Below are 19,568 nucleotides of genomic sequence, written 5' to 3'. Positions count from 1 at the left end.
TATTCCTGCAAGGGGGCTTTTCATTTGTTCCGGTCACGTTTTTATAGCAATAAAGTTACTTTTAAAACCCTCCTCCTGACCTTATTGCTCCTCAGTCTGGTGACGGGTCTGGCCGTCGGCCACAACTTCCTGCCGCGGGCGGCCCGGAAGCCCCTGACAGCTGCAGCGGTTTCCGCGGCTAAGAAGGACCCGCCGGTTCCGGCCGCCTCCGGAGATGATACAACCCCGCGCCTGTTATTTGCTGCTTTCAACGCCAGCGGCGCCCGCCTGGAAAGCATGCATCTGGAAGCCTGGGGACGTTTAAACACCAGCTTTAGCGACGCGGGAACAGTCGCTGGCCTGGCCCGGCAGGCAGCGGGCAGCCTGGGTCTTGATCCGGAGGCCGGTTTGCATCGCCAGGATACGGAGAAATTTCATGGCGCCTCCTGGGAAGGGGAACTGCAGCCGGGGGTAAAGCTCTACCTCTCCGTTCAGAGCCTGGCCGGGGCCGGCGACGACGGTGAGACCTACCTTTTAATCGAACTGGATGGTGAACCCCGGCACGGGGAAGGGGAGACGGTCGCCTGGCAGGAGAAGGTGCGGGCGGCCTTCCGGCCCTGGCAGGTTGACCCTCACCTGACCTATGGCCTCACTGGTGTAATTCCCGGCAAGCTTACCAGAACAGAGCGGGAGCAGCGGGCCGGGGCCGTCCTGGCGGCCCTGGAAGCTAAAAAAGTAGAAGGAGTCGAGGATGAGGAACTCCTGAGCATCAGCGCCTACTCGGCCCGCCTGCCCCGTTCCCTGGCTGTTGCCGGCGGCCTCGAAGTAAACGTCAATGTTGCCCTGCGCTTTCATGCTACCGATGGGAACACATATTTACACCTCGGCTCACCCCTTTTAGGTGGCGAGTACTAAAAAAACCATGTTATAATAAACCTTGACTATAGAGACGAAAAATTAAAAGGGGCTAGGGAAATTGGAGGCTATAGCTATTCAGGGCCGGGCGCGGTTGCGTGGCCGAGTGGCCATCAGCGGCTCCAAGAATGCCGTCCTGCCGATTATTGCGGCCTGCCTGCTGACTGGTGACGAGTGCTATCTGGAAGATATCCCCCGGCTGGCTGATGTTGATACCATGTGCGGAGTCATCGGTGAACTGGGCGCCAGGGTTTATCCTGAGGGGATAAATGGCCTGCGCATCAGTTCCGGCTTTTTAGAAAAGGTGGAACCCCCCTACGAATACGTCCGCCGCATGCGGGCCTCCTTTCTGGTCATGGGCCCCCTCTTGGCCCGTTTTGGGCGGGTAAAGGTTTCTCTGCCGGGAGGGTGCGCCATCGGTGCCCGACCCATTGACCTGCACCTGAAGGGTATGGCCGCCCTGGGGGCCAAGATTACTGTTAATAAAGGTAACGTTGAGGCCGAGGCTGGCAGCCGCCTGAAGGGAGCCCAGGTATACCTGGATTTCCCCAGTGTCGGAGCGACGGAGAATATCATGATGGCCGCCGCCCTGGCCGAGGGGACTACCACCATCGAAAACGCCGCCGGCGAACCGGAGATCGTTGACCTGGCCAACTTCATCAACGCCATGGGCGGCCGGGTCACAGGCGCCGGGACCAGGGTTATCAAAATCGAGGGGGTAAAGGAACTCCACGGCAGCCGTCATGCCGTTATCCCCGACCGGGTTGAAGCCGGCACCTTTATGATTGCCGCCGCCGCCACCGGCGGGGATGTTTTGGTGGAAAATGTAATCCCCACCCACCTGAAGGCGGTCATGGCCAAACTGGCCGAAACCGGCGCCCGGCTGGAAGAGGAAGAGGGCGGCATTCGGGTGCGGGCCGATCTACCCTTAAAGGCAGTTGACATCAAGACCATGCCCTATCCCGGCTTCCCGACGGACATGCAGGCCCAGTTCATGGCCCTCCTGACCACCGCCCGGGGGAGCAGCATGGTCACAGAGACCGTCTTTGAAAACCGCTTTATGCACGTCAACGAGCTGAAACGCATGGGGGCCGATATAGTCATAGAAGGCCATTGCGCCGTGATTAAAGGCAAGAGCAAGCTCATCGGGGCGCCCGTCAAGGCTACCGACCTGCGGGCCGGGGCGGCCCTGGTCATTGCCGGCCTCATGGCTGAGGGAGAAACAACCATCTCCTGCGTCCACCATATTGACCGCGGCTACGAAAACCTGGTCGGCAAGCTCCAGGCCCTGGGCGCTGAAGTTATCAGAACAGAAATTTAGAGAGCCTCTCATGGGTCAGCCTGTCAGTTTTCGTATTCTACCGCCTCGCCCGGGGCGGTCTTTTTTTGGCCAAGCCTTCATATATATATGGACATGACAGTTGGTGAAAACTACCGGCCAGCCGGGGGGGAGAAAGATGCGCAAGCTCATGGGGATTTTCATTATCCTGGTATTTGCCGCGGTCATAATTACGCCGGTTGTAATTATCGAAGGCATCCGCCTGTTTCAGCCGCCCGTCCAGGTCCAGACCGGCAAACAACTGGTAAGGGTCTACTTTCACCAGGCAGGTATCACTAAAATCATGCCCCTGGAGGAATATATAGCCGGGGTGGTCGCCGGGGAGATGCCGGCCAACTTCGAGCCTGAGGCCCTGAAGGCCCAGGCCATTGCCGCCCGCACCTACACCTTGAAAAAAATCGAAGAAGCAAAGATCAAGCCCGATGCCAGCCATCCCAACGCCGACATCTGTACCGACCCGGCCCACTGCCAGGCCTGGGCCGGGGATGATGTCCTGCGCCAGCGTTGGGGCCTGATAGGCTTCTGGCGTTACAAAAACAAAATCCAGTCCGCAGTCCAGGCCACCAGCGGTATGGTCCTGACCTACCAGGGACAGCTCATTGACCCCGTCTATCATGCCAACGGCGGTGGTCGGACCGAAAGCGCGGCTGCCGTCTGGGGCCGGGACGTACCCTACCTCCAGAGCGTGCCGTCACCCTGGGATAAAACGTCACCCCGTTATAGCGACAGCCGGACCTTCAGCCTCCGGTATCTGGATAGCAAACTGGGCGTCAACCTGGAGGCCGTACCGGCGGCAGCCCTGGCCGCGCCCGGGGGCACAGCTATCAGGGTCCTGGAGAAAACCCCCACCGGTCGAGTCAAAACCATCAAAATCGGCGGCAAAACCTTTGCCGCCACCGATTTACGAAAACTACTGGGATTATCCTCGACGGATTTCACCTGGGAGGTCCAGGGGGACCGGATAACCTTTCATACCATCGGCTACGGCCACGGCGTCGGCATGAGCCAGTACGGAGCCAACGGTATGGCCCGGGAGGGCAAAAACTTCGCCGAGATTCTGGCTTACTACTATCGCGGTACGAAGATTGAGAACAGATAGAGAGGGCGAAGACCCCCGACGGCGAACCCACGAAAATGTTGGCTAAAGGGAGGGACTTAAGGGTACAGGCGGAGGGCGACTTGGTTTGAGGCTACATCAACATTATCTTTACCAGAACCCTATTTTTGGAGGAGCGACCGCAGCCAATATATGTATTAAATGGTGAATTATGGGGCAGAATCCAGCTGAGGTGATAGAGCCAGATGCTGAAGATTTTGGCCTCATGGAAAAAACTGTTACCGGCAGGAACCCTGCCCGGGCGCGAGGGCCTGGCCCGGCTGCAAAGGGTCCTGCGCCGCCGCGGCCTGTACCTGGTACTGCTGGCCCTCTTGTTCAGCGGCAGCTACTACCTGGTAACCAATAAGGCCGTCTTTCACAATACCGGTGTCCGGGCCACTTTCCAAACGTCCGGGACAGCGACTCCCCAGGCTGAACCGCGGCCCAGAGAGCCCCTATCTGGTGCGACGACGGTACCCCCCGACTTGCAGGGGCAATCCGGGGCCCGGGTAGCCCCGGCCACGACACCAGAGACGGCCCCGGCCGGGAAAGACGCCGGCCAGCCCGCCCTGGCGGCGCCGGTAAACGGCCAGATCGCCGTCAGGTATGGTTTTGCCTATGCTCCGGCTTTTGGCGATTACCGCTTCCACGGCGGGGTAGACCTGGCAGCCCCTACCAACAGCCAGGTTAAAGCCGCCAGCGCCGGGGAGGTTAAACAGGTGGAGTACAGCGACGCCTGGCGTTACCGCCTGACTATCGACAACGGCAGTGGCTACCAGGTGGTCTACGCCAACCTGGCCAGTATCAAGGTCGCCAAAGGGGACAAAGTTCAGCCGGGCACCGTCCTTGGTGAGCTGGGTGAACCGGGAACGGCCGAGGCCGGCACCCAACCCCACCTGCACCTGGAACTGCTAAAAAACGGTAAGACCGTAGACCCTGTCCCCGCCATGCAGTAAGTTCTTTTTTCGGCAGCCTGTCAATAAAATTATAACGACTTGAAATTGGGAGGCTGCCCCCATGCAGGACTATATCCGGGAAAGGGTATTGCAGATAGCCGCCTACATCGTAGAGTACCGCTGTACTGTACGGCAGGCGGCTACTGCTTTTAGTGTCAGTAAGAGTACGGTGCACAAGGACGTGGCTGAACGCCTGCCGAAGATAAATATGGCCCTGGCCCGGGAGGTGCGGGCCGTCCTCAACACCAATAAGGCAGAGCGCCACCTGCGGGGCGGAGAGGCCACCAGGAAAAAATATAAAGAAGCGCAAGTTTCCTGAGAAACCGACAGGAATTTCTTCCTCTCCTGGAGAATAAATAACAGTATTGCCATGGAAGAGGAAGGGATCAGCTGCAAATGTTTGGCTTCGGTCAGGATATAGGTATTGATTTAGGGACGGCCAGCGTCCTGGTCTACCTCCAGGGTAAAGGGATTGTCCTCCGGGAACCTTCGGTGGTGGCCCTGGACCGGGACAGCGGCCAGATATTTGCCGTGGGGGAAGAAGCCCGGCGCATGCTGGGGAGGACGCCGGGAAATATTATCGCCCTGCGCCCTTTACGGGACGGGGTTATAGCCGACTACGACAGCACCGAAAAGATGCTACGCTACTTTATTGATAAAGCCTGCGGCCGCCAGGGCTTCCTCCGGCCAAGGGTCATGGTCTGCATACCCTCCGGGGTCACCGGGGTGGAGGAGCGGGCCGTGCGCCAGGCGGCCCTGCAGGCCGGGGCCAAGCAGGCCTTTGTCATTGAAGAGCCCCTGGCGGCGGCCCTGGGCGCCGGCCTGGATATCGCCGAGCCCAGCGGTTCCATGGTGGTGGACATCGGCGGCGGCACCACCGACATTGCCGTCCTTTCCCTGGGGGGCATCGTCTGTAGCAATTCTCTGCGGGTCGCCGGGGACAAAATGGATGAAGCCATCGTCCGCTATATCCGGCGCGAGCACAACCTGATGATCGGCGAGCGCAGCGCCGAAGAATTAAAAATGAAAATCGGCACGGTCCACCGCTCCGTCGGCGAAGGTGAGAGTATGGACATCCGCGGGCGCGACCTGGTGACCGGCCTGCCGAAGACGGTGAATATCACCTCCCTGGAGATCTTTACCGCCCTCCAGGAACCAGTCCAGCAGATTGTCGGGGCGGTGAAGGAGGTCCTGGAGCAGACGCCACCGGAGCTGGCCGCCGATCTGGTCAACAAGGGGATCGTCATGACCGGGGGCGGCAGCCTGATCCGTGGCATTGACGTCCTCCTGAGCGAGGAGACTGGCCTGCCGGTCTATATCGCCGACGACCCCATCTCCTGCGTCGCCCTGGGTACCGGCAAAGCCCTGACCATGCTGGGGGTGTTAAAGCAGAGCAATCCTTCGGAGGGACGGCGCCCGGTCCTGAAACGTTAAGTTCGATTAGAAGGGTACTTTCCCCTGTACGGGGAGGGTACCCTTTAATTTTTTAAAAAAACTTGACGCCATTTTAAATTAATAACATTGAACCCCTTGTCAGAAATATGGTAAGATGATTTCTGTTGACCGACCGTTCGGTCGATTTAATACGGGGGGAGTAGTAACCGTGAGGAAGAGGAGCTTTGCCGTTTTCACCCTGGCCTTTTTCCTCGCCGCCACGGCGGTAGGCGGCTGCGGTAAAAAGCCGGCCGATCAGGAGGCGGCAGCGGCAAAGGTGGCGGTGGAAGTGGCCAGAGTTACCCGGGGCAATATCGCCCAGCCCGCCCGGGTAACGGGGACGGTCCAGGCGGGGACAACGGTTAACGTCACCGCCGCCACGCCGGGCAAGCTGAAGTCCGTACTGGTACACGTCGGCGACAGGGTCAGCCGGGGCCAGATCATCGCCGAGCTGGAGGATGACGATGCCGCAGCCCGCCTGGCCCAGGCCCAGGCCGGCTTAGACCAGGCCCGCACCGCCCCGGCCCAGGCCGAGGCCGGGATCAAGCAGGCCGAAGCCAGGCTGAAGCAGGCCGAAGTCCAGGCTCAGCTAGATGAAGCCAATCTCCAGCGGACCCAGGCCCTTTTTGACTCGGGAGCCGCCTCCCAGCAGCAACTGGACGCCGCCCGGACGGCTGCCGCAGCCAGCAAGGAAAACCTGGAAATACTTCGCGGCGCCCTGGAGGCCGCCCGGGCCAGCCTGGCATCCTCCCAGGCCCAAATCGCCACGGCGGAGGCGGCCGTACGCCAGGCGCAAGTGGCCCTGGATAATTGTTACATAAAGGCTCCTGTTGACGGGGTAGTGGCCGCACGCCTCCTGGAACCCGGGGAGACGGCCCAGGGAGCGGTGGTCACCCTGGTAACCACCGGCGACCTCCAGGTGGAGATCAACGTAACCGAGGAGGACATCAATTACCTCCAGGTAGGAAAGAAGGTAAGCGTAGAAGTGCCGGCGGCGGGGAATAAAGCCCTGGAGGGCAGCGTCGCCAGCAGCAGCCCGGCTGCCGATAAGAGCACGCGCCTGTACAGCGTTAAGGTGGCTATTCCTGACGCCCCGGCGGAAGTAAAACCGGGTATGGCCGCCACGGTGGTCTTCCAGACCCGGGAGGTGCAGAATGCCCTTCTGGTGCCGAAAAATGCCGTGGTCAACCGCAGCGGCCAGAGCATCGTCTACACGGTCGTCGACGGCAAGGCCATGGGCCAGGTGGTTACCACCGGCATCGACGACGGCCGGAATATCGAGATCTTGAAGGGCCTGAACGAAGGAACGACCATTATCGTCAAGGGCCAGGACTTTGTCAATGAGAGCCAGCCGGTGCAAATAGTGAATGGGGGGCCGCAAGCATGAACTGGTCCCAGGCAGTCATCAAACGCCCGGTAGCTTTAACTATGGTGGTCCTGGTGGTCATCCTCATGGGTGTGGTGTCCCTGTCCCGCCTGAAGGTCGACCTTTTACCCGACATGAAGTTGCCCTACGCGGCCGTGATTACCTCCTATAGCGGGGCCGGCCCCGAGGAAATCGAAAAGACGGTGACCAGGCCCCTGGAGGACGCCCTGGGTACCGTCCAGGGGATTAAGAATATCCGTTCCATGAGCATGTCCGGGAGCTCCGTTATCATCCTGGAGTTTAACTGGGGCCAGGACATGGACTTTGCCACCCTGAACATGCGCGAAAAGATTGACCAGATCGAGAGCAGGCTCCCTGACGGGGTGGATAAGCCCATGGTCATGAAAATGGACCCCAATATGTTTCCGGTCATGACCCTGGCCCTGCATGGCGACCTGGACCAGCAGCGGCTGAAAGATATAGCTGAAAACACCGTCAAGAACCGCCTGGAACGCCTGGACGGGGTGGCGGCGGTCAACGTCACCGGCGGCCTGGAGCGGGAGATCCAGGTCCTGGTGGACCCGGCTCGCCTGCAGACATTCGGTCTCTCCATCAGCCAGGTGGTCCAGGCCCTGCAGACTGAGAATATAACCTCCTCCGGCGGCCAGGTGACCGACGCCGGCAAGAAAGTCCTGGTGCGGGTTAACGGGGAGTTTAACAACCTGGACCAGATCCGCCAGGTGGGCCTGACCACCCCCGGGGGGGCGGTGGTGCGCCTGGGCGACGTGGCGACGGTCAAGGATACGACGGCCGAACAGAAGCAGTTTGCTCTTTTCGACGGTAAACCGGCCATCGGCCTGTCCATCCAGAAACAAACCAACGGCAATACCGTCCAGATATCCCATGCCGTCAAAAAAGCCCTCCAGGAGCTGCAGCAGGAACTGCCGCCCGGGGTGACCATTGAAGCGGTCAACGACCAGTCAAAGTATATCGAGTCGGCCATTAACACCGTCTATCGGGACATGATCCTGGGCGGCCTGCTGGCCATGTTGATTATTTTTCTCTTTTTGCGCAGCTTTCGCAGCACCATTATCATCGGTTTGACCATCCCCATCTCGGTGATTACCACCTTTGTCCTGCTCTATTTCAACCACATGACCCTGAACATGATGACCCTGGGGGGCCTCTCCCTGGGGATAGGCCGGATGGTCGACGATGCCATCGTCGTTTTTGATAACATCTACCGCCACCGCCAGGGAGGGCAGGACGCCATGACGGCGGCGGCCGGCGGCGCCCAGGAAGTGACCATGGCGGTGGTGGCTTCCACCCTGACGACGGTGGGTGTCTTTTTACCTATTGCCTTTGTCGAAGGCCTGGCGGCCCAGATCTTCGGACCCCTGGCCCTGACGGTGACCTGCTCCCTTCTAGCCTCCCTGGCGGTTTCCCTGTCGGTTACCCCCGCCCTGGCTTCCCGGATCCTTAAGGGCAACCTGCCGCCGGAGGCCACGGCGGCCCGGGGCTTCCGGCAGCACCTGGTCACCGGGTACTGGATGACCCGGTTGAGCGATTCCTACCGCCGCTTCCTGGCCTGGGCTTTAAACCACCGCAAACTGGTGGTGGCTGCCGTTCTCCTCGTCTTTGTGGGCAGCCTGGCCCTGGCACCGGCCGTGGGCTTTGAATTTATGCCCCAGACGGACGAGGGAAGCATCAGCATGACCATCGAATTGCCCCGGGGAACGGAGCTGGCAACCACAGCGGCCATGACCGACCGGGTAGTGCATTTGATCCAGCAGCAGCCGGAAATCCAGAGCATCTACCAGGAAATCGGTAGTGGCGGCGGGCAGAGTTCCTTTCTGGGTGGCGAAACCCCGGAAATGGCCAGTATCAATTTGACCCTGGTGCCCTTAAAGCAGCGGCAGCGGAGCGCCGCGGAGGTGGCCGCGGCCATCCGCCGGTCGGTGGCCGGCATTGCCGGGGCGAGGATTACCGTAACACCAACCTCGTCTTTTATGGGCAGTACGGGGCAGGCTCCTGTCCAGGTGGATATTCACGGTGACGATTTGAAGGTCCTGCAGGATCTGGCGGAAAAGGTCCAGGAAGCAGTGGCCCGGGTGCCGGGCACGGTGGCCGTGGACAGCAGCATCACCCGGGGGCGGCCCCAGGTAGAAATCCTGGTCGACCGGGACAGGGCCGCCCTGTACAACCTGGGCGCGGCCCAGATAGCCGCCACCGTTTCTACAGCCGTAGGGGGCCAGGTGGCCAGCCGTTACCGGGTCGGCGGCGATGAGTATGACATCCGCGTCCAGCTGCCGGCGGACCGGCGCCAGGATTTAAACAGCCTGGCCAATTTGATGGTACCTTCCCCCAGGGGGACCCAGGTGCCCCTGAAAGAAATCGCCACCCTGCAGATGGATACCACCCCCAGCACCATCAACCGTTACAACCAGGACCGGGTGGCCAGCATCACCGCCAACCTGGGCGACCGCCCTTTAGGAGCGGTTATGCAGGACATCCGCCGGGAGGTTGCCAGGATCAACCTCCCGCCTGGCTACAGCATCGAGTATACCGGCCAGAACCAAATGATGATGGAAACCTTCGGTCAACTGGGACTGGCTTTGATCCTCGCCATTGCCCTGGTATACATGATCATGGCGGCCCAGTTTGAATCCCTGCTCCATCCCTTTGTCATCATGTTCGCCATCCCGGTGGCCATCACCGGGGTTATCCTGGCCCTCCTGGCCACCGGTCGTACCTTTGACGTGGTGGTCTTCATGGGAATCATCATGCTGGTAGGTATTGTCCTCTCCAACGCCATTGTCCTGGTGGACTATATCAACATCCTGCGCCGGCGGGGCACACCGCGCCGTGAGGCTATCCTGATCGCCGGCGGTAACCGCCTGCGGCCGATTTTAATGACCGCCCTGGTAACCATCCTGGCAATGCTGCCCCTGGCCATGGGTATAGGTGAAGGGGCGGAGATGAACGCCGGCCTGGGCACCGCCGTCATCGGCGGCCTCACGGTGTCCACCATCCTGACCCTGGTCCTGGTGCCGGTTCTCTATACACTCTTTGAAGACCTTGGCCAGCGCCTGGGTCGCTTCCTGCGCCTGCCCGGGTACCGGCAGAAGCTGGACGCTTCCGGCGCCGGTACGGGAACCACAGCAGGTTAGGGCAGGCACCTATGTTGCTAGCGCGGCAACAGTATTTGTTTTTTAGCGAGGTATCAGGCTGCTTTACCGCTCGGACCAAGTCGGCAGGAGGAGCCCTTCAGGCGCCCGGACGTAACCGGCGCCTGAAGGGAGCCGGCCAGCCGGCCCGGCCGGCATGAGAGAGGGGGAGAGGGAGGATGAGCCGCGAAGCCGGGGATAAACGCCGGCAGATCCTGGCGGCGGCCGTGTCGGTTTTTGCCGACCGGGGCTTCCACCAGGCCAGGATCGCCGATATTGCCGCTGCCGCCGGGGTAGGGAAGGGGACCATCTATGAGTATTTCTCCAGCAAAAAGGAACTCTTCCAGCAATTGCTAGTTCATATCTTCCACACTTACCTGGAGCACCTGCGCCGGGTATGCCGGGAAGAAGCAAGCCTGGAAGGCTTCCTGCGGCGGCTGATCGGCGAAAGCCTGGAACACTTCCAGGCTCACCGGGAAATTACCAGAATTCTTTTGAGCGAACACCCGCCGGTGGATGCCGCCACCCAGCAGATATTCTTCAGGATGGAGCATGAAAAACTGCAACACCTGCAAAATCACCTGCAAGCGGCCCTTGAGCGGGGGGAAATGCGCCCGGTGCCGGCGGACCTGGCGGCTATTATGATCACTGGTTTCATAACCGCCCTGGGGTACCAGTTATTCTTCTATAGGAATCAGGAAATGAACCTGGCGGCTTTGTCAACGGGGGTTACAGATCTCATCTTACGGGGTATCCGGGATAGCGGCGGGTGACCGGCCGTCGCGATATATCAGGGTAACCGCTCCGATCCGGCAGCCATGGCCGACGTTTCTTTACTACCTGGACCAGGTCGACTGATCCCGACCAAACTGATCTCAACCAAAATAAAGAGGCGCGGGAATAAATTCCCACGCCTTTTTCTCCTCCTAGACCACATTTCGCTTGGGAAGCCTGGTCCGGGGCTTGCTCTTTACCTTGCCCAGTTCAAGCTGCTCGTCGATATCCATGAGCCTGACGAGCAGGTGGGGCCGGTCCCTCTCCGGGGCGTAAGCCCACTGTTCCAGAAGCGCCTGGCGTTCGCGGAGGAGATTGCGCTGGATGTCCTTCATCATTTTTTTGTTTGCCTCCTTTCTGTATTTATAAGTAACGGGGGAAGAACAGGAAAACTAGATTCGTTTCGGAAATAGTATCTCTCGTTTCCCCCGCTTTTATTATACCACAACAAGCCTTACTTTGTGAATTATATCTTGATAAAAAATTGCAATTATTTGACCTTGCCATGACAAAAAAGTAAACGAAAGGAATCTGGCTGTCGGTGTCGAAGTAAATTATAATTATATGCTTTTTTGCCCGTGTTGGCGACACGCTGCCTTCAAAGAGCATGAAAATTCCCGCCGGCATTTGTCTAAAGCCAGGACCAAAAAAGTCATTGTCGGAGGAGGTCCTTACAATGAAAAAAACCTTTTTACAGAAATGGAGAATAATCATCATCCTGGGGCTGGTGCTAGCGGCGGGCGGTTACTTTGCCGGTCGGACCGTCCAGGCCGGCGGCCCGGAACCGGGGAGCAGCCAGGACCCCCTGGTAACCAAATCTTATGTCGACAACTATGTAGAGAGCCGTTCCCGGGAATTGCAGGGGCAGATCGATAGTATAAATAAACAGATTGCCGCCCTGGAAGCAGAAATAGCCGGCCTTGAGCAGCGGCCGGTGATCAAACTCACCATCGGCAGCAAGATCGCCCGGGTAGGCAGCAGTACAAAAGAACTGCCCATCGCCCCCTACCAGGCGGGCCAGGGTGGTACCACCATGGTGCCCTTTCGCTTTATCGGCGAGGCCCTGGGGGCTAAAGTAGATTATAACGCCAATACCAATACTGTCAGCTATACAACACCGGCCCATTCTGTTATACTAAAAATCGGTGCACCGGCGGCTACCATTGACGGCCGGGAGGTAACTCTACCCATGCCGGCCACTCTGGTCAATGGCACTACCATGGTGCCCCTGCGGGTCATCAGCCAGGGCCTGGGGGCCATGGTGGACTGGGACCAGGCCAGCCTGACCATTACCATCAGGCTCTAAAGAAAGTTCCGGGTAGGCGCTCCGGGCGCCCGTCTCTATATCGGCTCCGGACCCCGGTTATCATCGCTTACCTCCCGCCTTATATGCGGGCTCGAGTTTTAAGCTGCGTCAAGGTGCTGGCGGATACAGGCGGAGGGCGACTTAGTTCGAAGCGTAAGTAAACCTTGCGCGAAGCCGAAAGCTTCGCGGCGGTGAACGGGATGGGGTTCGTAACGTAGTTTCAGGAACGAGAAGTACCGCACCCCGTTCTGTGCCACCCCTGCCGCTTAAGCACCCGGAGCCTTCCGCCTGTATCCCCGGTCCCAAAGAAGCCGAACACGGATCGAAATTTATCTTTGGGAGAGGAAAAGCACATGGCCATGCATGACCAGTATCAAACCGGGATATGGGATGGAGGTACGGCCCGGGCGCAAAAGCGGCGCAGTTCCCTGTCCTTGATTACCGGCTTATTAATCCTGGCTGTTTTAACCTTCGCTGCCTTTGCCTACGCCGGCTACCGGGTAGCCGACCTGTGGCTGGCCAGGAACCTGGCTACGGGGCAGGGCCAGCAGGACGGGAGCGGCATCGCCGAAGCGGCTCCAGGCAACCCGGAGACCATTCTCCTCATCGGCGTCGACCAGCGGGTGCCTGGCGAACCCTCCCGGTCGGATACCATTATGCTGGCCGTCCTGGACCCGCAAAAACCCGGGGTCGACCTCCTTTCCATTCCCCGGGACACGCGAGTCAAGATCCCCGGCCACGGTTACGACAAGATTAACGCCGCCCACGCCTACGGCGGCCCCCAGCTATTGATGGACACCATCAACGATTTTCTGGGCAGCCACGTGGACAAGTACGTGGAGGTCAATTTCCAGGATTTCCAGAAGATCATCGACATTCTGGGCGGGGTCGATATCGACGTCGACAAGCGCATGTACTACCCGGAAGAGAACATAAACTTAAAGCCGGGGTTCCAGCACCTGAACGGCTATGACGCCCTGGCCTACGTCCGCTACCGCTACGACCCCGAGGGGGATATCACCAGGGTCGGGCGCCAGCAGAAGTTTATGAAAGCCCTCATCGACCAGACCTTGAAACTGAGCACCATACCCAAAATACCCAAACTGGTCAGCGAAATCAGCAAGGACGTCAAGACAAACCTCAGCGTCAAAGAAATGCTCTCCCTGGCCCTGAGCATGAAGGATTTAAACGGTAGCGCCGTCAATACCTACACGATCCCCGGCGAAGGCAAATACGTGGGCGGCGTGAGTTACTATATCGTCGATCAGCAGAAGCTGACTGATGTTCTAGCGTCCATTCCCAACCTGCGCTAGCCGGGTTCCTTCAGCAGCAAAGATTGATAACCGGGACCTGCTAATTATACTTTAAGCCAGAGGTTTTTATTTTATGTCAAGTAACTATATCCTGGGGAACCGGGTCGACTCCCTCACCCTGGCGGCTGCCGTCGCCAGGGTGGCCAGTTTTATCGCCGCCGGTTCGCCCCACCACATTGTAACCATGAACGCCGAGATCGCCTACCTGGCATATAAAGACCCCGGGTTGCAGGCGGTTATCAACCGCGCCCATATGGTGACGGCCGACGGTTCCGGCGTCGTCTGGGCGGCCAGGAAGCTCGGCACCCCCCTGCCGGAGCGGGTGACGGGCATCGACCTCGTCCAGGCCCTGGCGGCGGAAGGAGCCCGGCGGGGGTGGCGCTTCTATCTCTACGGCGCCGCTCCCGGGGTGGCGGCGGCCGCGGCGGCGAAGCTCCAGGAGGAGCATCCGGGCCTCGTCATTGCCGGGACAACCCACGGCTACCTGGGCCCGGACGCCATGCCCGCCTTGCTGGCCGAAATTAAAAGGGCGCGGCCCCACATCCTCCTGGTGGGCCTGGGAGCTCCCAAACAGGAGTACTGGATCGCCACCCACCTGGAGGAGCTCCAGGTGCCGGTGGCCATGGGGGTGGGCGGCAGCTTCGACGTCCTGGCCGGGGTGGTCCGGCGCGCCCCGGCCTGGGTGCAGCGGTTAAACCTGGAGTGGCTCTACCGGGTGGTCAAGGAACCTAAAAGGGTCAAAAGGGCTCTGGCCCTCCCGAAGTTTATGTTAGCAGTCCTGCATGAAGCCCGGTGCCGGAGATAGATGTGGTCCGGGTTGGAGGGTACAGGCTCCGGGCTCCAGTGGTTTTCGGCTAGGAAGTTTGGCGTTCAATTGCTTTTAGCGGCAGGGGTGGCTTGACTTTATCTTTTCATAGTTTGTGGCGGGGCCGGTTTGGTCTACATAAAGGAGAGTAATCATGGGGAAAAGTCTACATAATACCAGAAGCGCTACCCGGATTCTCATCTTGATCCTTTTGCTCTTAATTCCAATCCTGGCGGGCAGGCCGCCGGCCCTGGGGATAAGGGGCTTTTTAAACGATCGCGCCGCGGACATCATCGGCGCCCGGCCCCTGGCGGCGCCGGGCCTGGTGGTCCCGGAGGGTCTCACCGGCAAGGGGGAGATCGTCGGCCTGGCCGACAGCGGCCTGGACGCAGGCAGCGTGGACGATATCCACCCCGACCTGCACAGTACCCCTGGCCAGATGCCCAAGGTAGTCATGCTGAAGAGCTGGGCCGGCCGGGAGAAGGCCGACGACCCCATCGGCCACGGTACCCACCTGGCCGGCATCATTGCCGGCAGCGGCGCCGCCTCAGGGGGGCAGTACCGGGGCATCGCCCCAGGGGCCAGTATCTATTTCCAGGGCCTCCTGGATAAAGAGGGGGCACTGTCCCCTCCGGGAGACCTGGCCAGCCTCTTCCGGGCGGCCTATGATGCCGGCGTCCGCATCCACGTCGACGGCTGGGGCGGCGGCCCCAACGCCTACCGGGATGTGAGCGCCCAGATCGACGCCTTTGTCCGCCAGAACCCCGACTTCCTCCCCATCTTTGGCGCCGGCAACGGAGGCCCGGTCCAGGGCTCCCTCACCGCCGAGGCAAACAGCAAAAACGCCCTGGTGATCGGGGCGAGCGAATCGGTACGGCCGGCCTTCAGTCCCGACGCCAACGACGCCCACCGCCAGGCCGATTTCTCCAGCCGCGGCCCGGCCGGGGACGGCCGCCTCCGGCCCGACCTCCTGGCTCCGGGTTCAGCCCTGGTTTCTACCCGCTCCCGCCTGGTGGATTCCAATTTTCCCGCCAACCAGCAGTACACCGTCATGGGCGGCACCAGCCAGGCGGCGGCCGTGGCCGGCGGCGCGGCCGCCGTCCTGCGCCAGTACCTGAGGGGTAACGGCTTTCCCGACCCACCGGCGGCCTTCATGAAGGCCGCCCTGGTCAACGCTGCCTGGACCCCACAGGAAGGTCCCACGGCCACCTTTCCCGGTATCCTCGACCTGGCCGGCACCATCCTGGCCTTGGAGGAAGGGACCATGCACCTGGCGGACGGCAACCGGGGCTTGGGCGAGGGGCAGGAGGCGACCTTCCAGTTCCAGGTGACGGACAGCGGCGCTCCCCTCCGGGCCACCCTGGCCTGGACCGACCCGGCCCCGGCCCCGGGAGCTACCACCGCCTTGGTCAACGACCTGGATCTCACGGTCATTGCCCCCGACGGCAGAACGTACGCCGGTAACGACTTCGCCGGGGAAGGCCAGCTTGATCGGCGTAACAACTTGGAAAAAGTTTACATAAAGAATCCGACCCCCGGCACATACACCATCAAAGTAAAGGCAGCGGCCGTCAGGAAAAACGCCCTTCCCGGCAACCCCGTCCCCGCCCAGGACTTCGCCCTGGCCTACGGCCAGCCCCTGGAGCGGGGAGTGGTGGCCGGGGCCACCGCCGATGGCCGCGTAACCTTGAGCGACGGCCGGACCATAACCGCCCCGTCGGGGGGGATAAAAAACTGCGTCGACGGTGCCATAGCCCCGGCCGACGCTGCCTATATCCTCCCCGGTGCCGACGCCTACCTGGGGCCCCGCACCCTGTACATAGTGGCCCGGCGCTGGCAGGCCGCTGGCGTTCAGGCCCTGGCCACCAGCGGGGGGGCCCTCTTCCTGGAGATAAACAGCCAGGCCCGTACCGGCGGCTATTACTTCAATACCGCGGGCAGCCTGGCCCTCAACGGCCGGCCGGTGGGGGTGGCCGACCTGCAGCCCGGCTTTGACCTGGCGGCCACCATCAACCCCTCCACCGGGACCCTGTGGCAGGTCCGGGCCGGTTACCAGGAAAAGGAGGGCTTCCTGGCCTACGTCAACCTGGCCAAAAGGGAGCTCCGGATCCTGGGGGATGACAGGTCCTATTCCTTTAGCCCCCGGGTCGCCGTCACCTTCGCCGACAGCCTGGTGGAGGCCGCCCCGGCCGACCTGCCATACGGTGCTGCCGACCGGGCCGACCCCTCCACCCTGGTGCCCGGCATGGCTGTGCGCCTGGTCCTGGACCCGGAGACGGGCCAGGTCCAGTATATCGCCGTCAAAAGGGAACTGGCCCTGGGGACGATCGCCGGGGTGAAGGGCGATACCCTCACCCTGGCCACGGGAACTGACTATACCCTCTTTCCCGGCGCGCCGGTCCGGCGGGACGGCCGGGAGGCCGGCGTGGCGGACCTCCAGCCCGGCGACTGGGTCATCCTGAACCTGATGCCCGGCAGCCACCAGATTATAGCCCTGACGGCCTACAGCAACGTAACCTACGGCCGCGTCCTTTACCTCAGCGGCGACCGTCACAGTCTCTACCTCATGGACTGCACCAACCAGTTCCGGAGCTATAACCTGGATGACAGCACCAGGGTCTTCCGCTGGGGGCTGCCCGTCAGCGCCGCCACCCTGAGCCCCGGAGACTGGGTGCGCCTGACGGCGGTGCCGGGGGAGACGACGGCCTGGCGGGTGGACGCCGTCTCCCCTGCCGGTGAAGTGGATAGAGTCCTGGCCGGGGTCGATGGGGAAAAGGGTCTCCTGCGTACCGCCGACGGCAGCACCTATACCCTCACCAGTCGTACCCTGGTGACTCTGAACGGCTACCGGGTGGCGGCCGCTGACCTGCCGGCCTGGCTGCCCGTCAGCCTTACCCTCCTGGAAGGACCGGAAAGGCCGATCCTGGCCCGGGTGGCGGCCAGCAGCTTCCCAGGCAGCCAGCCGCCCCGCCTGGAGGTTTCCGTTCTGCAATCAGCAGGTGAGGTGGTCTTGAAAGGGACTACCAGCGCCGACCGTCTCTACCTGCAGCACGATAACGGGGCGCAGGAGGTCGTGCCGGTAGGAACCGGCGGCAGCTTTCAGTGGCGGGTGCCCACCGGGGAAAAGAACGTCCTCCTGATCGCCCTGGATCGAACCACCAGCGGGGTGACCGGCCAGAAGCTCGACCTTACCAGCATTCAGGATGAGGGCTTCTGGGATACCCGCGGCCACTGGGCCGAGAATGATATTAACAAAATGGCCGCCAGGGGCCTGGTCGCCGGGTATGAAGACGGCAGCTTCCGGCCCGACAACCCCGTCACCCGCGTGGAACTCATCGCCTTCCTGGTACGCCTGGCCGGCTGGCGGGTGCCCGCGGGCAGTCAGCCGGACTTTACCGACCGCCAGATCATCCCTGACTGGGCCCGGGCGACGGTAGCCGTGGCCTTAGAGCGCGGCCTGGTGAGCGGGTATCCTGACGGCAGCTTCCGGCCGGACCAGGTAGTCAGCCGGGTCGAAGCCGCCGCCTTCTTTACCCGCTATCTGGAGATCGCGGGCAAGCTACCCTCCGGCAGCGCGCCGGGAGCTTCAGGCCCGGCCACCTCCTCGTCGGGCACAACGGCGGCAAGTAATAGTGCCTCCGCGGGTACGGCGGGCCCGGGGAGCCGGTCGGCAGGCGCTTTATCGTCAAGCCAGCCCCCGCCCTTTACCGACTGGGACTCCGTCCCGGTGTGGGGCCGGGAGGCCGTGGCCCGCGCCTACGCCGCCGGCCTCATGGGCGGCATGGCCCCGGGCGTCTTCGCCCCCCTTTCCCCCCTCACCCGCGCCCAGGCCGCCGCCATTATGGCGCGGATGCTGTAGACGCACTTGCATCCCAATTTTAGGGAATGTATGATGTTCGAGAAGGATGGGCTGAGAAGGGGCCGGTAGAAAGTTATCTGCAAAATAGCGGTGGTTAGAAAAAAACAAGGGACCTCGCGGTCCCTTATTGCGTCTCCAGCCATAAGATGATTACCTGCTTCTTGCTGGCATCGTCCCAGGAGGTCAGTTGCTGCTCCAGGGCTTTGGCCTCCCGGGTGAGCTTCTCCTTTTCCGCCGGGTCGGTGGCGGCGTTCACCTGGGCCACTTTGACCTGGTACTGCTCCAGGGTGGCGCTGAACTGCTGGGTCAGGTCTTGGGTGCTGGTATTTTGGGAGATTACCTGGCCCAGGCCTTTGAGACCCGCCAGGAGAACCGCCGCACGGTCTTCCGCCACGGTAAACTGGCAGATGAACCTTTTCTCCTGGCCGTTGTCCTGGACGGCGATGACCTGGGCGGTCGCGCCGGCGCTGCCACCAAGACCCAGCGCCTTAGCCCTGGCGGCGGCCATATCGGTCACCTTGAGCTTCAGCATGGTGCTGGTAACCTGGCGCCCGGCGCTCAGGAAGGTCCGGGCCGGGTAAGGCTCGCTGCCTGCCACCATGGCAGGTTGCCGGTTACCGCTGTCGCCCGCTGGCTGCCGGCCTGCGCTGCCGGGAGAATTGCTATTTTTCCCGCTGCCGGCGGGCTGGCTGCTCCCCAGGCCGTTACCGGGGGCGGTGGCGCCGTTCCCGGACTCTTTACTCGTTGTCCCCGCCGGGCTGTTAGCGCCCGTTGCCGTACCGTCGCCCGGCTGGTTGCCGGGGTTGGCTCCTGCGCCCGGCTGGCTAGCCTCCGATGAAGTTGTTTTGTCGCCGGGTGCGACGGTAACCTGGCGCCCGTTGCCGTCATGGCCCGGGTGCAGTGCGGCGATGCTGGCCGGCAGCTGCTGCCACAAGCCCCGGGCGGCATAGCCGACGGAGCCGGCGACCAGCAGGACCGCCGCCGCCGCTGCGGCCACCAGGCGCCGCACCCGCCACCAGGACCGCGCCTGGCGGCCGGGGTTGACCCGCGCCATTACCGCCGCCGCGAAACCCGGCGGCGCCGCCACCGGCGCCTTTAACTCCCGCAGGGCCCGGGAGAGTTCCTCCCAGCGGGCCATTTCCTCCCGGCAGGCCAGGCAGGCCGCCAGGTGCCGCCGCACTATATCCCTTTCCTCTGTTGTGAGTTCCCCGTCCAGGTAGGGCGAGAAAAACTCCTTTGCCTCGCGGCACTCCATACCT

15 protein-coding genes are annotated in these 19,568 nt (G+C 61.7%); 13 read left to right on the top strand and 2 right to left on the bottom strand.

The genetic code is table 11. The annotated features are described in order from the left end of the window. Nucleotides 1–24: 24 nt before the first annotated feature. From MOTHE_RS11820 to MOTHE_RS11780, 9 genes are all read left to right on the top strand, one after another. Entirely contained in the window at nucleotides 25–894 is an 870-nt protein-coding gene (locus MOTHE_RS11820) for a YwmB family TATA-box binding protein (protein ID WP_011393853.1), read from the top strand. 61 nt (nucleotides 895–955) lie between these two features. Beyond that, on the top strand, nucleotides 956–2,215 hold the full coding sequence (gene murA, locus MOTHE_RS11815; RefSeq protein ID WP_011393852.1) for a UDP-N-acetylglucosamine 1-carboxyvinyltransferase: 1,260 nt from the start codon (nucleotides 956–958) through the stop codon (nucleotides 2,213–2,215). A 136-nt stretch (nucleotides 2,216–2,351) separates the two neighbouring features. Next, nucleotides 2,352–3,332: a stage II sporulation protein D gene (gene spoIID / locus MOTHE_RS11810; RefSeq protein ID WP_011393851.1), complete on the top strand. Its 981-nt coding sequence runs from the start codon at nucleotides 2,352–2,354 to the stop codon at nucleotides 3,330–3,332. A 203-nt stretch (nucleotides 3,333–3,535) separates the two neighbouring features. Further along, entirely contained in the window at nucleotides 3,536–4,285 is a 750-nt protein-coding gene (locus MOTHE_RS11805) for a M23 family metallopeptidase (protein WP_011393850.1), read from the top strand. A gap of 61 nt (nucleotides 4,286–4,346) precedes the next feature. Continuing rightward, nucleotides 4,347–4,604 (top strand): sporulation transcriptional regulator SpoIIID, encoded by a 258-nt coding sequence (gene spoIIID / locus MOTHE_RS11800; protein ID WP_011393849.1) that lies wholly within the window; start codon nucleotides 4,347–4,349, stop codon nucleotides 4,602–4,604. Between the two features lie 77 nt (nucleotides 4,605–4,681). Beyond that, nucleotides 4,682–5,719, top strand: coding sequence for a rod shape-determining protein (locus tag MOTHE_RS11795; RefSeq protein ID WP_011393848.1), 1,038 nt, complete (start codon nucleotides 4,682–4,684; stop codon nucleotides 5,717–5,719). A gap of 169 nt (nucleotides 5,720–5,888) precedes the next feature. Beyond that, entirely contained in the window at nucleotides 5,889–7,106 is a 1,218-nt protein-coding gene (locus tag MOTHE_RS11790; RefSeq protein ID WP_011393847.1) for an efflux RND transporter periplasmic adaptor subunit, read from the top strand. Further along, a complete protein-coding gene (locus MOTHE_RS11785; RefSeq protein WP_011393846.1) occupies nucleotides 7,103–10,255 on the top strand; it encodes an efflux RND transporter permease subunit in 3,153 nt (1,050 codons plus the stop codon). The genes MOTHE_RS11790 and MOTHE_RS11785 overlap by 4 nt, the downstream gene beginning before the upstream one ends. 176 nt (nucleotides 10,256–10,431) lie before the next feature. Beyond that, nucleotides 10,432–11,025 (top strand): TetR/AcrR family transcriptional regulator, encoded by a 594-nt coding sequence (locus MOTHE_RS11780; protein ID WP_011393845.1) that lies wholly within the window; start codon nucleotides 10,432–10,434, stop codon nucleotides 11,023–11,025. A gap of 153 nt (nucleotides 11,026–11,178) precedes the next feature. Here the strand turns inward: MOTHE_RS11780 and MOTHE_RS11775 are convergent, their stop codons facing one another. Beyond that, on the bottom strand, nucleotides 11,179–11,364 hold the full coding sequence (locus MOTHE_RS11775; RefSeq protein ID WP_025773527.1) for a hypothetical protein: 186 nt from the start codon (nucleotides 11,362–11,364) through the stop codon (nucleotides 11,179–11,181). A 338-nt stretch (nucleotides 11,365–11,702) separates the two neighbouring features. Between MOTHE_RS11775 and MOTHE_RS11770 the strand changes: the two genes are divergently transcribed. The 4 genes from MOTHE_RS11770 to MOTHE_RS11755 all read left to right on the top strand — a co-directional run bounded on the left by MOTHE_RS11770 (nucleotide 11,703) and on the right by MOTHE_RS11755 (nucleotide 18,309). Further along, nucleotides 11,703–12,332 carry a copper amine oxidase N-terminal domain-containing protein gene (locus tag MOTHE_RS11770; protein WP_053095159.1) on the top strand — a complete coding sequence of 210 codons (630 nt, stop codon included), beginning with the start codon at nucleotides 11,703–11,705 and terminating at the stop codon, nucleotides 12,330–12,332. Between the two features lie 353 nt (nucleotides 12,333–12,685). Then, complete coding sequence (locus tag MOTHE_RS11765; RefSeq protein ID WP_053095158.1) at nucleotides 12,686–13,645, top strand: LCP family protein; 960 nt, start codon at nucleotides 12,686–12,688, stop codon at nucleotides 13,643–13,645. A gap of 73 nt (nucleotides 13,646–13,718) precedes the next feature. After that, entirely contained in the window at nucleotides 13,719–14,450 is a 732-nt protein-coding gene (locus MOTHE_RS11760) for a WecB/TagA/CpsF family glycosyltransferase (protein WP_011393842.1), read from the top strand. A 154-nt stretch (nucleotides 14,451–14,604) separates the two neighbouring features. Beyond that, nucleotides 14,605–18,309 carry a S8 family serine peptidase gene (locus MOTHE_RS11755; RefSeq protein ID WP_053095157.1) on the top strand — a complete coding sequence of 1,235 codons (3,705 nt, stop codon included), beginning with the start codon at nucleotides 14,605–14,607 and terminating at the stop codon, nucleotides 18,307–18,309. 124 nt (nucleotides 18,310–18,433) lie between these two features. Here MOTHE_RS11755 and MOTHE_RS11750 read toward each other — a convergent pair whose 3' ends face one another. Beyond that, a complete protein-coding gene (locus MOTHE_RS11750) occupies nucleotides 18,434–19,564 on the bottom strand; it encodes a zf-HC2 domain-containing protein (protein WP_080997222.1) in 1,131 nt (376 codons plus the stop codon). Nucleotides 19,565–19,568: the final 4 nt, after the last annotated feature.

The organism is Moorella thermoacetica (assembly GCF_001267405.1).
In the GTDB taxonomy this organism is placed as follows: Bacteria; Bacillota; DSM-521; order Neomoorellales; family Neomoorellaceae; genus Neomoorella; species Neomoorella thermoacetica.
Note: the sequence above shows the minus strand (reverse complement) of the source record. Positions and strands in the feature narration are given on the sequence as shown.